Below are 13,189 nucleotides of genomic sequence, written 5' to 3' on the forward strand. Positions count from 1 at the left end.
AATCAGTAGGCCTACCCCAGCCGCCCCAGCACCGGGAAATTCTCCAGCAGCCAGTAGGACACCGTCTGCACGCCGCCGGTGAGGAAAAACACGCCGGCGACCACCAGCAGCGCGCCGATCGCCTTTTCGACACGGCCGAGATGCACGCGGAATTTGCCGAGGAAGCGCATGAAGGCGCCGGAGAACAGCGCGGCGATCAGGAACGGGATGCCCAGCCCTAGCGAATAGGCGGCGAGCAGCAGCGCGCCCTCGCCCACGGTTTCGCGCCCGCCGGCCAGCGTCAGGATTGGCCCCAGTACCGGGCCGATGCAGGGCGTCCAGCCGAAGGCGAAGGCAAGGCCCATGACATAGGCGGCGACGGCGCTGGCCGGCTTGCCCTGCGACTGGAAGCGCGCCTCGCGTGACAACAGCGGAATGCGCAGAATGCCGAGGAAATTCAGGCCCATCAAGATGATCAGCACGCCGGCGCCCATCGCCAGCGGCTCCTGCCAGACGCGCAGCAGCCGGCCGATGGTCGAGGCGCCGGCGCCGAGCGCGACGAACACGGTCGAAAAGCCGAGCACGAATGCGATCGAGGAATAGAGCAGCGCACCGCGTGCGCCCTGACTTGCGGTCGCGCCCGCATTGCCGCGGAAATCGTCGACCGATATGCCGGCCATGTAGCAGAGATAGGGCGGCACCAGCGGCAGCACGCATGGCGACAGGAACGAGATGGCCCCCGCCCCGACCGCGCTGACATAGCCGATGTCCAATGCCATTTCCGAAGCTCCGACTGTTTGGCGTTCGATATAGCGGCACGCGGGTTTGTCCGCCAATCACCATCGTGTGGCAAGTCATCGCGGGCGGGGAAGAAAGCATCCGCGCAGGACGTTGATACAACGAGGCCGCGATTTCCCGCGCGCCTTTGAATATCAGCCACGGAGATTTCCATGAAAACGATAACCGCAGCGCTGGCCGCGCTTCTGCTCAGCACCGCCGCCTCCTTTGCCGCAGAGGCGTGGAAGGAAGCCGAGGTCGGCGGCACCAAGATTTATACCGATGCCAAAGGCATGACGCTTTACACCTATGACAAGGACGAGAAGGGCAAGAGCAATTGCTACGACAAATGCGCCGCCAACTGGCCGGCGCTGAAGGCCAAGGCCGGCGCCAAGTCCGACAGCGAATGGAGCGTTGTCGATCGCACCGACGGCACCAAGATGTGGGCCTATGACGGCAAGCCCGTCTACACCTTCATCAAGGACAAGAAGGCCGGCGACATGAGCGGTGATGGCGTCGCCGGTGTCTGGCACGTCGTCAAGGCCAACTAGGCCTGCCCTGCTCTCCGCCTGCCGTCGGCAAGCTGGTCGCCGCATTCCTCCACGCAGCCGGCGGCCAGCATCGATCGGCGGCATTGCCCAGCGAGGCATTGAACGGCTTTCCACGACTCGGCCGGAGTTTGAAGCAGTCGTTTTCCGCCGACTCCCGACCTCCGTCGTCCCTGACCGAAATTCTGTGATCTTCTCCATACACTCTTAGAGTGTATTGCTGCCGGCGCCCCCGCAATTTGGCTTCTTCCCCTTGACCGGATGCCAAAGCGCGGCCATGTGAGCGACGAACAGAACCGAGATTTCGTCGCGCGCAGCGGAATTCTTCTGCCGCATCACAGCTGATATGAGACCTCATGGACGTCGTCGTCGTCGAATCGCCGGCCAAGGCAAAGACAATCAACAAATATCTGGGCAGGAACTACAAGGTTCTGGCCTCGTTCGGCCATATCAGGGATTTGCCGGCCAAGGATGGCTCGGTGCGTCCGGATGAAGATTTTGCCATGTCCTGGGCGGTCGACACGGCTTCGGGCAAGCGCCTCGCCGACATCGCCAAGGCGGTCAAGGATGCCGACGGTCTGATCCTCGCCACCGACCCGGATCGCGAGGGCGAGGCGATTTCCTGGCATGTGCTGGAAGTGCTCAAGCAGAAGCGCGCGCTGAAGGACAAGCCGGTCAGCCGCGTCGTCTTCAACGCCATCACCAAATCGTCGGTGTTGGAGGCGATGGCCAATCCGCGCCAGATCGATGCGCCGCTGGTCGACGCTTATCTGGCCCGCCGCGCGCTCGACTACCTCGTCGGCTTCACGCTGTCGCCGGTGCTGTGGCGCAAATTGCCGGGCGCCCGTTCCGCCGGCCGCGTCCAGTCCGTGGCGCTGCGTCTGGTCTGCGACCGCGAATCCGAGATCGAGCGCTTCATCCGCGAGGAATATTGGCAGATCGCTGCCATCCTCGGCACACCGCGCAACGAGACTTTCGAAGCCCGCCTGACCGCATTCGAGCGCAAGAAGCTGCAAAAGCTCGACATTTCCAACAAGGCGCAGGCCGACGACATCAAGGCGATGCTCGAAGGCGCTACCTTCAAGGCGCTGTCCGTCGAAGCCAAGCCGACCAGGCGCAACCCCGGTCCACCCTTCACCACCTCGACGCTGCAGCAGGCCGCCTCATCGGGCCTCGGCTTCTCGGCCACGCGCACCATGCAGGTGGCGCAGCGGCTCTATGAGGGCATGGAGATCGGCGGCGAAACCACCGGCCTGATCACCTATATGCGAACCGACGGCGTGCAGATGGCCCCCGAGGCGATCGATGCCGCTCGCGATGCCATCGCAAAGGAATTCGGCCCGAAATACCTGCCGGAAAAGCCGCGCCAATACACCACCAAGGCCAAGAACGCCCAGGAAGCGCATGAAGCCATCCGCCCGACGGATTTCATGCGCACCCCGGCGTCGGTCAGGCAATATCTCGATGCCGACCAGATGCGGCTCTATGAGCTGATCTGGAAGCGCGCAATCGCCAGCCAGATGCAGTCGGCCGAGATCGAGCGCACCACCGTCGAAATCGAGGCGCTGAACGGCGCCCGCACCGCCGAACTTCGCGCCGTCGGCTCGGTCGTCCGTTTTGACGGCTTCATCGCCGCCTACACCGACCAGAAGGACGACGACGCCGAAGACGAGGAAAACCGCCGCCTGCCCGAAATCCGCGCCGGCGAGCAGCTTGCCCGCCGCGCGATCAATGCCACCCAGCACACCACCGAGCCGCCGCCACGTTATTCGGAGGCGTCGCTGATCAAGAAGCTGGAAGAGCTCGGCATCGGCCGTCCGTCGACCTATACGGCGATCCTGAAGACGCTCGAGGACCGCGACTATGTCACGATCGACAAGCGCCGGCTGGTGCCGCAGGCCAAGGGCCGCCTGCTGTCGGCCTTCCTCGAAAGCTTCTTCGAGCGCTATGTCGAGTACGACTTCACCGCATCGCTTGAGGAAAAGCTCGACGAGATCTCCGACGGCAAGCTCGCCTGGAAGGACGTGCTGCGCGATTTCTGGAAGGATTTTTCGGGCGCCGTCGCCGACATCAAGGAGCTGCGCGTCACCGATGTGCTCGATGCGCTCAACGAGGAACTGGCGCCGCTGGTTTTCCCCGCTCGCGAGGACGGCTCCAATCCGCGCATCTGCCCGAAATGCGGCACCGGTAATCTGTCGCTGAAGCTCGGCAAGTTCGGTGCTTTCGTCGGCTGCTCGAACTATCCCGAATGCTCCTTCACCCGCCAGCTCGGCGACGCCGCCAATCCCAATGGCGAGAATGGCGGTGGCGAGGACGGCACCAGGGTGCTCGGCAAGGATCCTTACACGGCCGAGGAAATCACGCTGCGCTCGGGCCGCTTCGGCCCCTATATCCAGCGCGGCGACGGCAAGGAAGCCAAGCGCTCGAGCCTGCCCAAGGGCTGGACGCCTGAATCCATCGATCATGAGAAGGCGCTCGCCTTGCTGGGGCTGCCGCGCGACGTGGGCAAGCATCCCGAAAGCGGAAAGATGATCTCGGCCGGGCTCGGCCGCTACGGTCCGTTCGTGCTGCACGATGGCACCTATGCCAATCTCGACAGCATCGAGGACGTGTTCTCGATCGGCCTCAACCGTGCCGTCACCGTGATTGCCGAGAAGCAGTCGAAGGGCAAGGGCGGCCGCAACGGCGGCACACCGGCAGCCCTGAAGGAGCTCGGCGACCATCCGGACGGCGGCGGCAAGATCGTCGTTCGCGACGGCAAATACGGCCCTTACGTCAATTTCGGCAAGGTCAACGCCACGCTACCCAAGGGCAAGGATCCGCAATCGGTGACGATCGAGGATGCGCTGGCGCTGATTGCCGAGAAGGAAGCCAAGGGCGGCGGCGGCAAGAAACCGTTCCGCAAGGCTGCGGCGGCCAAGGCGCCCGCAGCCAAGAAAACGGCGGCCAAAAAGCCGGCTGCGAAGAAGCCGGCCGCAAAGAAGAAAGGATAGGACGGCGTGGCGCGCAGGATCACCGGACGAAGCCACGGCGATCCGCGCACCGCCGACACCCGGGCCAAGGTCAAGGACGACTACCGGCCCTCGCGTGACGAAATCCTGCGCTACATCGCCGAAAACCCAGATCGCGCCGGAAAGCGCGACATCGCCAAGGCGTTCGCGCTGCGCGGCGACGACCGCATCTGGCTGAAGGATCTCCTGCGCGACTTGCAGGACGAAGGCGTTCTGACCAAGGAGCGCAAGCGGCTGGCCCGGGTCGGCGCCCTGCCCCATGTCGCCGTGCTCGACATTTTTGGCCGCGACGCCGATGGTATCTTGCTGGCGCATCCGGCCGAGCCCGTTGGTCCGGGCGAACCTCCCGTGGTCTCGATCCGCGTTTCGCGTGGGGGCAACGGACCGGCGCCAGGCATTGGCGACCGCGTGCTGGCCAAGACGTTTCCGACCGATGATCCATCAGGCCCCGCCTATACCGGCCGGGTGATGAAGATCTTCGAGAAGCGCGCGGACGCCGTCCTCGGTGTCTTCCGCGTGCTTCAGGACGGCACTTTCCGCATCGAGCCGGTGGAACGGCGCCAGCCGGAATTGATCGTCGACAAGGAATTCCAGAACGGCGCCAAAAATGGCGACCTGGTCGAGGTCGAGCCCGCGCGCGCCTCGCGCTATGGGCTGCCGCGCGCCAAGGTGCTCAACGTGCTGGGTTCGCTGACCAGCGAAAAGGCGGTCTCGATGATCGCCATCCACGCGCATGACATTCCGCACATTTTTCCGGCCGACGTCATCGCCGAATCCGAGGCGGTGAAGCCGGCGACGCTTGCCCATCGCGAGGATTGGCGCGACCTGCCGCTGGTCACCATCGATCCGGCCGACGCCAAGGATCATGACGACGCCGTCTTCGCCACGCCTGACCTCGACGAGAAAAATCTCGGCGGCTTTATCGCCACCGTCGCGATCGCCGATGTCGCCACCTATGTCCGCTATGGCACCGCGCTCGACCGCGAGGCACTGAAGCGCGGCAATTCGGTCTATTTCCCGGATCGCGTCGTGCCGATGCTGCCCGAGCGCATCTCCAATGATCTCTGCTCGTTGCGTGAGGGCCAGGATCGGCCGGCTCTGGCGGTACGCATGACCTTCTCCGCCGACGGCCGCAAGATCAGGCATTCCTTTCACCGCGTCATGATGAAGTCGGCGGCCAAGCTCGCCTACAGCCAGGCCCAGGCAGCGATCGACGGCGTGCCGGACGACAAGACCGGCCCGATCCTCGACACCGTGCTCAGGCCGCTGTGGGATGCCTATGCGATCCTCAAGCGCGGCCGCGACAGCCGCCAGCCGCTCGAGCTCGACCTGCCGGAGCGCAAGATCCTGCTCAAACCGGATGGCACGGTCGACCGCGTCATCGTGCCGGAGCGGCTCGACGCCCACAAGCTGATCGAAGAATTCATGATCCAGGCCAATGTCGCGGCCGCCGAAACGCTGGAGGGCAAGAAGCAGGCGCTGGTCTATCGCATCCACGACGCGCCGTCGCTGGCCAAGCAGGAATCGCTGCGCGAATTCCTGCAGACGCTCAGCCTGTCATTGGCGCGTGGCGCCCAGATGCGGCCCAGCCAGTTCAACGGCATTCTGGAGCGCGTGCGCGGCGCCGACAACGAGGCGCTGGTCAACGAAGTGGTGCTGCGCTCGCAGAGCCAGGCCGAATATTCACCCAAGAACATCGGTCATTTCGGCCTCAACCTCAGGCGTTACGCGCATTTCACCTCGCCGATCCGCCGCTACGCCGACCTGATCGTGCATCGCGGGCTTATTGCCGCGCTCGGCCTCGGTCCAGGCGGACTGACGCAAGATGAGGAGGCTCGCCTCGAAGACGTCGCCGTGCTGATCTCCGGCACCGAACGGCGCGCAATGGCAGCCGAGCGCGACACGGTCGACCGGCTGATCTCCGCCTATCTCGCCGAGCGCATCGACGACCGCTTCGACGCCCGCATCTCCGGAGTCACCAAATCAGGACTTTTTGTCCAATTGCCGCAGTATGGCGCCGATGGTTTCATCCCTGTGTCAACTCTGGGCGGCGATTATTATATATACGACGAAACGGCCCGCTCCCTGTTCGGGGAACGCTCGGGCAAGGGCTACCAGCTCGCTGACCGCGTCGAGGTCCGGCTCGTCGAGGTGGCGCCGATGGCCGGGGCGATGCGCTTCGAGATGTTGACCGACCCAAAGCCCCTGCCAGGCTCCAGCAGGTCGTTTCACAAGGCCAAGGGCCGCGCCCGTGCGTCGCAATCGCGACCGGGGTCGCGCGGCAGGAGACGATGATGGAACAACAGGTTTTTGGTGGCGAACATCACTCGGGCCGGATTGCCCGCCCATTGTGGACGGCGATGAAGCGCGGTCTGCTAGGCCGCTGCCCGAATTGCGGCGAAGGCAAGCTCTTCCGCGGCTTCACCAAGACCGTCGAAACCTGCAGCGTCTGCGGCGAGGAGGTTCATCACCATCGCGCCGACGATCTGCCCGCCTATCTCGTCATCGTCATCGTCGGCCACATCGTTCTCGGTGCCTTCATGGGCGTGGAAGCGACCTCGACGCTCTCCACCTGGCAGCACATTGCCATATGGGTGCCCTTGACCATCCTTCTGTCGGTTGCACTGCTGCAGCCTGTCAAAGGCGCCGTCATCGGACTGCAATGGGCGTTCTATATGCACGGATTTGGTGGCGAAAAGGATGTGATCGAGCCGCATCCTGGGGCCTGAGGTATTGGCTGGCGCAACATGCCAATCGTTAAGGCCACTTTCGCATGCAAGAAGTTTCCGCTAGGTCCTGCGCATGGAAGCTATGACCAAGGCGGATGCCGACAAGCTCGACAAGGGTCTTGCCACGCATGGCGGCCGGCCCTTGCGTCCGCGTGACGCCGCGACCCTGATCCTGCTCGACCGCAAGGGCGACGACGTCCTGGTGCTGATGGGACGCCGCCATGCCGGTCACGCCTTCATGCCCGGGAAATTCGTCTTCCCCGGCGGCCGCACCGACCCTGCCGACAGCCGCATCCCGACGGCGACGGCACTTAACCAGCACGAAGAAGCCAAGCTGACGGCCGGCCCCGGCCGCACCAGTCACGCCCGCGCCCGCGCCATTGCTTTGTCGGCGGTCCGCGAGACCTACGAGGAAGCCGGCCTGCTGATCGGCCGCAAAGGCGCCTTTGCCACGACCAGGCGCGACTGGCAGGGTTTCGTCGAACATGGCGTGGCACCGTCGCTGGAGGCATTGCGCTTCGTCGCGCGCGCCATCACCCCGCCGAACCGGGTGCGCCGCTTCGATACCCGCTTCTTCAGTGCCTGGCGTGGCGACGTCGCCATCGAATTGCCCGATGGCGGCCCGACCAACGAACTGGAGGAACTGGTCTGGCTGCCGCTCGCCAAGGCCAAGCAGGCTGACATACCCGACATCACCCGAATGATCCTGGACGAGCTTGAAAAGCGGCTCGCCAATGATCCACTGCTGCGTCCGGGCGGCCCTGTCCCCTTCTACAGGCTTGTCCGCAACCGCTTCACCCGCGAACTTCTCTAGAGCAATTCCAGGAAAAGTGTGACGCGGTTTTCCGTCCGGAATTGCGTAAGATCAAACAGACAGAGTATTCAGCATCTCATGACGGTCGATACCCAACCAAAGGGCGACGAACGCGTACACTGGCTGCCGATGGTGGCGGCGATCTCGTCGATCAGCGTCGTCGGCATTGCCATCGGCCTCGGCATGCCGCTGCTCAGCGTCATCCTGGAAACACGCGGCCATTCGGCCTCGATGATCGGCCTCAACACGGCCGTCGCCGGTCTCGCCTCGATCGCCGGAGCGCCGCTCGCCACGCCGCTTGCCATGCGCTTCGGCGTCGCCTGGACCATGATCGCCATGATCGCCGCCGGCGCGCTGGCCTTCGTCGGTTTCCATTTCGCGCCCGATTTCTGGATGTGGTTCCCGCTGCGTATCGTGCTTCACATCGCGCTGACGGTGCTGTTCATCCTGTCCGAATTCTGGATCAGCACATCGGCGCCGCCACACCGGCGCGGCCTCGTGCTTGGCATCTACGCCACCGTCCTGTCGCTCGGTTTTGCCGCGGGGCCGTGGCTGTTCGCCCACCTCGGCAGTTCCGGCTTCAGGCCGTTCGGCGTCATCATCGCCCTGGTGACGTTGGCCGCCATACCGGTGCTGGCCGCGCGCAACGAAAGCCCCACCATCGTGGCGAACAGCGAAACCAGCCACTTCCTGCGCTACATCTGGCTGGTGCCGACCGCGACTTTCGCCGTGCTTGTGTTCGGCGCGGTCGAGACCGGCGGCTTCGCGCTGTTCCCGGTCTACGGCAATCGCATCGGCTACTCCGAGGCCGATGCGGCGCTGCTGCTGACCATGATCGGCCTTGGCAATGTGCTGCTGCAGATCCCGATCGGCATGATCAGCGACCGCGTCACGGACCGGCGCTATCTGCTGCTCGCCTGCGCCGCGGTCGGTCTCGCCGGCACGATGTTCATGCCGTTCTTTGCCGCGAATTGGCACTTGATGGCTGCCCTGCTTTTCGTTTGGGGCGGTTTCGTCGCGGCCATGTACACGATCGGCCTTGCCCATCTCGGTTCGCAGCTTTCAGGCCATGAACTGGCGTCGGCCAATGCCGCGTTCGTACTATGTTACGGCGTCGGCATGGTGCTTGGCCCGCAGGCGATCGGCATCGGCATGGACAGTTTCGGGCCTTCCGGCTTTGGCTGGTCGCTCGGCCTGTTCTTCGCCGCCTACATCGCCCTGGTCTGCTTCAGGCTCGTCCGCAAGATCCTCCTGTAGGGCCAACCAGTCGTTTATCGGCACTGTGCAGCGGCAGGCTGCTGACAGAACCGTGTCAGCAGCCACCGGTTAAAAGGGTGTCCTAAAACACCCTGAACCGAGGACACTCCGATGATCGACAGCGGCTTTGAAACCACTTCGCTGCGAATGACGCTCCTTCTGCTCGTCAGCTTCCAGGCTCCGGCTGCCGACGTCGACCGCATCATGGATGCGGTGGTGGCGATCGCACCGCTCGCCATGGGCAAGTATGACCGCAATGCGTATCAGTCGGCGCATGGCATCGAGCGCTACAGGCCGCTGGAAGGGGCCGCGGCCGGCGCCGAGACCGAATTGCGCCGCCGCCCGGGCACGGTCGAGGTTTCATTCGAATTGCCTGATGACCAAGCGCTGGCAGCCCGCGTCGTCGAGGCGATTTTCCAGGCGCATTCCTATCAGGAGCCGGTGATCCGTATCCAGCCGATCCTTGCCAGCCGCTCCAAGGGTCTGGACGACCGCGCCAATCCGAATCGCTGGTGGAACACCACCGGAGACTGGAAGAAGGTTGCGGTATCAGAGGTGGAAAACGCCTGATTTATGTTCCCAGCCTCCATTGGCTGGCGATAAGACCGGACAACTCATGTGCTACCTAATCCGGACAACTCATGTGCTTACGACACACAGGGGACGCCGGGCTTGACTTTCCAGGCACGTTCTTTATGTGTCGCGCCAAGTTTCCCGCGTCCGGGTGTTTTCCCCGTGCTCCAGCGGCCAAAACTCCACGAACATAACGGACTGAGATCATGGCCAAAGCCGCAAACATCAAGATCAAGCTTCTGTCGACCGCCGACACCGGTTTCTTCTACGTCACCAGCAAGAACAGCCGTACCAAGACCGACAAGCTGTCGTTCCGCAAGTACGACCCGGTCGCCAAGAAGCACGTCGAATTCAAGGAAACCAAGATCAAGTAATCTGGGTTTCCCTCCGGAATGCCGAAACGCCGCCCATCGGGCGGCGTTTTCGTTTCGTTTGCAAGGCGGAAGGCTGCGGGCTGAGTTCCCTCGGCCCTGGATGAATTCATTCAGCCGATTCGATCGCCGCTTTTCGGATCGAACAGATGCAGCGACGCCGGATCCGCCGCCAGCCGCACCAAGTCGCCGGGCTTCACGGCCGCGCGGCCCATGGCAAAGACGCAAAGCTGCTGGCCGGCCAGTTTGACGTAGAACTGCGTCGACAGGCCGAGCGGCTCCACCACTCCCACTTCGCCCTGCAGGGCGCCGTCATCGGCGAGCCCGATATGCTCGGGGCGCAGCCCGACGGTGATGACGTCGCCATCCCTGAGCGGCAGGCCGTCCGGCAGCCGAAGCTTCTGGCCATCGGACAACACGGCATCCGCCTGGCCGCCCTTCTCCACCGTCGCCGGCAGGAAATTCATCCCCGGAGAGCCGATGAAGCCGGCGACGAACATGTTGGCCGGCCGGTCATAGAGATCGAGCGGCGCGCCGACCTGCTGGATCAGCCCGTCATGCATGACGACGATGCGGTCGGCCATGGTCATAGCCTCGATCTGGTCGTGGGTGACGTAGACAGAGGTGGTCTTCAACTGCTGGTGCAGCGCCTTGATCTCGGCGCGCATGTGAACACGCAGCTTGGCGTCGAGGTTCGACAGCGGCTCGTCAAACAGGAAGACTTTCGGATCGCGCACAATGGCGCGGCCCATGGCGACGCGCTGGCGTTGCCCACCGGACAATTGCCTGGGCAGGCGTTGCAGGAACGTATCGAGCCCCAGCCGCTTGGCGGCACCATCGACGCGAGCATCGATCGCCGGCTTCTCGGCCTTCTTCAGCATCAGGCTGAAGCCCATGTTCTTCGACACGTCCATATGCGGATAGAGAGCATAGGACTGGAACACCATGGCGATGTCGCGGTCCTTGGGCGCGACATCGTTGACCACCCGCTCGCCGATGCGTATCTCGCCGCCCGAGGCTTCCTCGAGCCCGGCGATCATGCGCAAAAGCGTGGACTTGCCGCAGCCGGACGGTCCGACCAGGACGACGAACTCGCCATCGGCGATCTCGAGATCAACCGCGTGCAGGACGCGCACGGCGCCATAATCCTTACGGACCTTTTCGAGCGTGACAGAGGCCATCGATCTATCCTTTGACCGCGCCGGCGGTCAGGCCGGTGACGAGATAACGTTGCAGGAAGGCGAAGAAGATGCAGACCGGGATCAGCGCCAGGATGGACGCCGCCATCATCTGCCCCCAGTCGACGGCGAACTTGCCGATGAAGGTGAGCAGGCCGACCGCGAAGGTCTTCTGGTCGTCGCTGGAAATCAGCATCAGGGCGAACAGGAGCTCGCTCCAGGCGGCGGTGAAGACGAAGCCCAGTGTCGCGCCCATGCCGGGCAGCGTCAGCGGCACGATCACCCGGCGCATCGCTTGCGCGCGGGTACAGCCGTCGATCATCGCGGCCTCTTCGAGGTCCTTCGGGATGCCGTCGAAGAAAGACTGCATCAGGAAGGTGGCGAAGGCGGTATTGAAGGCGGTGTAGATGATGATCAGCCCGGTCAGGCTGTTGATCAGGCCGATCTGACCCATCACGCGATAGATCGGCGGAATGACCATCACCAGAGGAAAGGTCTGGGTCAAAAGCAGCATCAACGCCAGTGCCGCCTTGCCGCGAAAGGTAAAGCGCGACATCGCGTAGCCGGCGAGCGTGGAGATGATCGTCACCAGGGCCGCCGTCGAGACAGAGACGATGACGCTGTTGAGGAAATAGCGTGGGAAATCGGTGGCCTCCAGCACGGTCACGAAGTTCTGCAACGTCATGTGTGACGGCCAGAAGGTGATGCCCTCGGAATAGAGCAGCCGCTCCGGCGTGACCGAGATCTTCAGCGTCCAGTAGATCGGGAACAAGGCGAAGACCACATAGGCCGCGATCGCGGCGTAAAGGCCAATGCCGCCGAAGAAGCGCTGTGGGGCTGAGCGTCCAGCGATCATCAGACGTGCCTCACAAGGGAGCGGCGGATCGCGATCAGCCCGATCGCATAGGCGATGAGCAGGACGAGCAGCAGCACGGCCACGGCCGAGGCATAGCCCTTGTCCAGTGACTTGAAGGCGCTGACATAGATGTAGACCGGCACCGTGTTGGTCGAGCCGGCCGGTCCGCCCTCGGTCATGACGAAGATCAGGTCGGCGAAGGTGGCGATCCAGATCGTGCGCAACATCACCGTGATGGCGATGGTCGGCGCCAGGAACGGCAGCGTCACCTTGGTGAAACGTTGCAACGGCGAAGCGCCGTCGATCGCCGCCGCCTCATGCAGTTCCGAGGGGATAGATTTCAGCGCCGCCAGCAGCGTGATGGCGAAGAACGGGATGCCGAACCAGACATTGGCGATGATCGGCCCCCACATCGCGGTGGCCGGATCGGACAGCACATTGGTCGGTTCGGCTTTCAGCCCCAAGGCGAACAGCCAGTGCGGCAGCGGCCCGACGATCGGGTTGAACAACCAGGCCCAGGTCAGCCCCGACAGGAAGGAGGGCACCGCCCAGGGCAGGAAGACCAGCGCCTGCACGGCCTTGCGGCCCCGAAACGGCTTGTCGAGCAGCAGCGCCAGGCCAAGGCCGAGGAAGAATTGGAAGAACAGGCTGGCCACCGTCCACCACAACGTGTTGATCAGCGCCTGGCCCAGCACCTGATCCGACAGCATCGCCTGATACTGCCCGAGCCCGACATATTCCGACTTGAAGGCAGAGAATTTGCGGAAGGAGTAGCTGATGCCGATGACCAGCGGCACGAGCAGCACCACGACCAGCAGGATGATCGCCGGGCTGAGATAAAGCCAGGGCTCGATGGCAGCGTGTGTGAGCCACTTACGTCGCGGCTTGCCGACAGATCGTATTTCGGACACGGCATAGGTCATTGGCTGTGGAACGTCCTCTGGGAGCGCGGCGTTGGCGACAAGCGTCCTTCTCCCCGTTCAACGGGGAGAAGATGCCGGTCCACCCTCCGCAGCTGCTGCGGAGGACGGGCAGGCAGATGAGGGGCGGCGCTAGGCTGGCAGAACTTGGCGCTGCCCCTCATCCGGCCCTATCG

12 protein-coding genes are annotated in these 13,189 nt (G+C 63.8%); 8 read left to right on the forward strand and 4 right to left on the reverse strand.

The window, feature by feature from the left end; genetic code table 11:
- Nucleotides 1–11 precede the first annotated feature (11 nt).
- On the reverse strand, nucleotides 12–758 hold the full coding sequence (locus tag FJW08_RS02795) for a cytochrome c biogenesis CcdA family protein (protein WP_140808665.1): 747 nt from the start codon (nucleotides 756–758) through the stop codon (nucleotides 12–14).
- 171 nt (nucleotides 759–929) lie between these two features.
- Here FJW08_RS02795 and FJW08_RS02800 point away from each other — a divergent pair, with 171 nt between their 5' ends.
- The 8 genes from FJW08_RS02800 (at nucleotide 930) to rpmG (ending at nucleotide 10,062) form a co-directional block, all read left to right on the forward strand.
- The gene (locus FJW08_RS02800) at nucleotides 930–1,307 is read left to right on the forward strand and encodes a hypothetical protein (protein WP_140808667.1); all 378 of its coding nucleotides are present in this window, start codon (nucleotides 930–932) and stop codon (nucleotides 1,305–1,307) included.
- Between the two features lie 353 nt (nucleotides 1,308–1,660).
- Nucleotides 1,661–4,297 (forward strand): type I DNA topoisomerase, encoded by a 2,637-nt coding sequence (topA, locus tag FJW08_RS02805; protein ID WP_140808669.1) that lies wholly within the window; start codon nucleotides 1,661–1,663, stop codon nucleotides 4,295–4,297.
- A 6-nt stretch (nucleotides 4,298–4,303) separates the two neighbouring features.
- Nucleotides 4,304–6,610, forward strand: a complete 2,307-nt coding sequence (gene rnr / locus FJW08_RS02810; protein WP_140808671.1) for a ribonuclease R — start codon at nucleotides 4,304–4,306, stop codon at nucleotides 6,608–6,610.
- Entirely contained in the window at nucleotides 6,610–7,044 is a 435-nt protein-coding gene (locus tag FJW08_RS02815) for a DUF983 domain-containing protein (protein WP_181178409.1), read from the forward strand. Before rnr ends, FJW08_RS02815 begins: the two co-directional genes overlap by 1 nt.
- Nucleotides 7,045–7,117: 73 nt before the next feature.
- Complete coding sequence (locus FJW08_RS02820; RefSeq protein WP_140757595.1) at nucleotides 7,118–7,858, forward strand: NUDIX hydrolase; 741 nt, start codon at nucleotides 7,118–7,120, stop codon at nucleotides 7,856–7,858.
- Between the two features lie 78 nt (nucleotides 7,859–7,936).
- Nucleotides 7,937–9,115, forward strand: a complete 1,179-nt coding sequence (locus FJW08_RS02825) for an MFS transporter (protein ID WP_140757596.1) — start codon at nucleotides 7,937–7,939, stop codon at nucleotides 9,113–9,115.
- A 111-nt stretch (nucleotides 9,116–9,226) separates the two neighbouring features.
- Nucleotides 9,227–9,685 carry a hypothetical protein gene (locus FJW08_RS02830; protein ID WP_027146692.1) on the forward strand — a complete coding sequence of 153 codons (459 nt, stop codon included), beginning with the start codon at nucleotides 9,227–9,229 and terminating at the stop codon, nucleotides 9,683–9,685.
- Between the two features lie 209 nt (nucleotides 9,686–9,894).
- Nucleotides 9,895–10,062 (forward strand): 50S ribosomal protein L33, encoded by a 168-nt coding sequence (gene rpmG, locus FJW08_RS02835; protein ID WP_006201775.1) that lies wholly within the window; start codon nucleotides 9,895–9,897, stop codon nucleotides 10,060–10,062.
- Between the two features lie 110 nt (nucleotides 10,063–10,172).
- Here the strand turns inward: rpmG and ugpC are convergent, their stop codons facing one another.
- The 3 genes from ugpC to FJW08_RS02850 are packed head-to-tail and all read right to left on the reverse strand — an operon-like array spanning nucleotide 10,173 to nucleotide 13,016.
- A complete protein-coding gene (ugpC, locus tag FJW08_RS02840; RefSeq protein WP_140808673.1) occupies nucleotides 10,173–11,240 on the reverse strand; it encodes a sn-glycerol-3-phosphate ABC transporter ATP-binding protein UgpC in 1,068 nt (355 codons plus the stop codon).
- Nucleotides 11,241–11,244: 4 nt separating this feature from the next.
- Nucleotides 11,245–12,093 (reverse strand): carbohydrate ABC transporter permease, encoded by an 849-nt coding sequence (locus FJW08_RS02845; RefSeq protein ID WP_140757599.1) that lies wholly within the window; start codon nucleotides 12,091–12,093, stop codon nucleotides 11,245–11,247.
- A complete protein-coding gene (locus FJW08_RS02850) occupies nucleotides 12,093–13,016 on the reverse strand; it encodes a sugar ABC transporter permease (RefSeq protein ID WP_140757600.1) in 924 nt (307 codons plus the stop codon). Before FJW08_RS02850 ends, FJW08_RS02845 begins: the two co-directional genes overlap by 1 nt.
- Between the last annotated feature and the right edge of the window lie 173 nt (nucleotides 13,017–13,189).

Origin of the sequence: Mesorhizobium sp. B3-2-1 (assembly GCF_006439515.1) — a bacterium.
In the GTDB taxonomy this organism is placed as follows: domain Bacteria; phylum Pseudomonadota; class Alphaproteobacteria; order Rhizobiales; family Rhizobiaceae; genus Mesorhizobium.

Bases quoted from the DNA above. Each gene is read 5' to 3' on its own strand.
- FJW08_RS02795 (WP_140808665.1), bottom strand. From the start codon at position 758: ATGGCATTGGACATCGGCTATGTCAGCGCGGTCGGGGCGGGGGCCATC.
- FJW08_RS02800 (WP_140808667.1), top strand. From the start codon at position 930: ATGAAAACGATAACCGCAGCGCTGGCCGCGCTTCTGCTCAGCACCGCC.
- topA (WP_140808669.1), top strand. From the start codon at position 1,661: ATGGACGTCGTCGTCGTCGAATCGCCGGCCAAGGCAAAGACAATCAAC.
- FJW08_RS02815 (WP_181178409.1), top strand. From the start codon at position 6,610: ATGGAACAACAGGTTTTTGGTGGCGAACATCACTCGGGCCGGATTGCC.
- FJW08_RS02820 (WP_140757595.1), top strand. From the start codon at position 7,118: ATGGAAGCTATGACCAAGGCGGATGCCGACAAGCTCGACAAGGGTCTT.
- FJW08_RS02825 (WP_140757596.1), top strand. From the start codon at position 7,937: ATGACGGTCGATACCCAACCAAAGGGCGACGAACGCGTACACTGGCTG.
- FJW08_RS02830 (WP_027146692.1), top strand. From the start codon at position 9,227: ATGATCGACAGCGGCTTTGAAACCACTTCGCTGCGAATGACGCTCCTT.
- rpmG (WP_006201775.1), top strand. From the start codon at position 9,895: ATGGCCAAAGCCGCAAACATCAAGATCAAGCTTCTGTCGACCGCCGAC.
- ugpC (WP_140808673.1), bottom strand. From the start codon at position 11,240: ATGGCCTCTGTCACGCTCGAAAAGGTCCGTAAGGATTATGGCGCCGTG.
- FJW08_RS02845 (WP_140757599.1), bottom strand. From the start codon at position 12,093: ATGATCGCTGGACGCTCAGCCCCACAGCGCTTCTTCGGCGGCATTGGC.
- FJW08_RS02850 (WP_140757600.1), bottom strand. From the start codon at position 13,016: ATGACCTATGCCGTGTCCGAAATACGATCTGTCGGCAAGCCGCGACGT.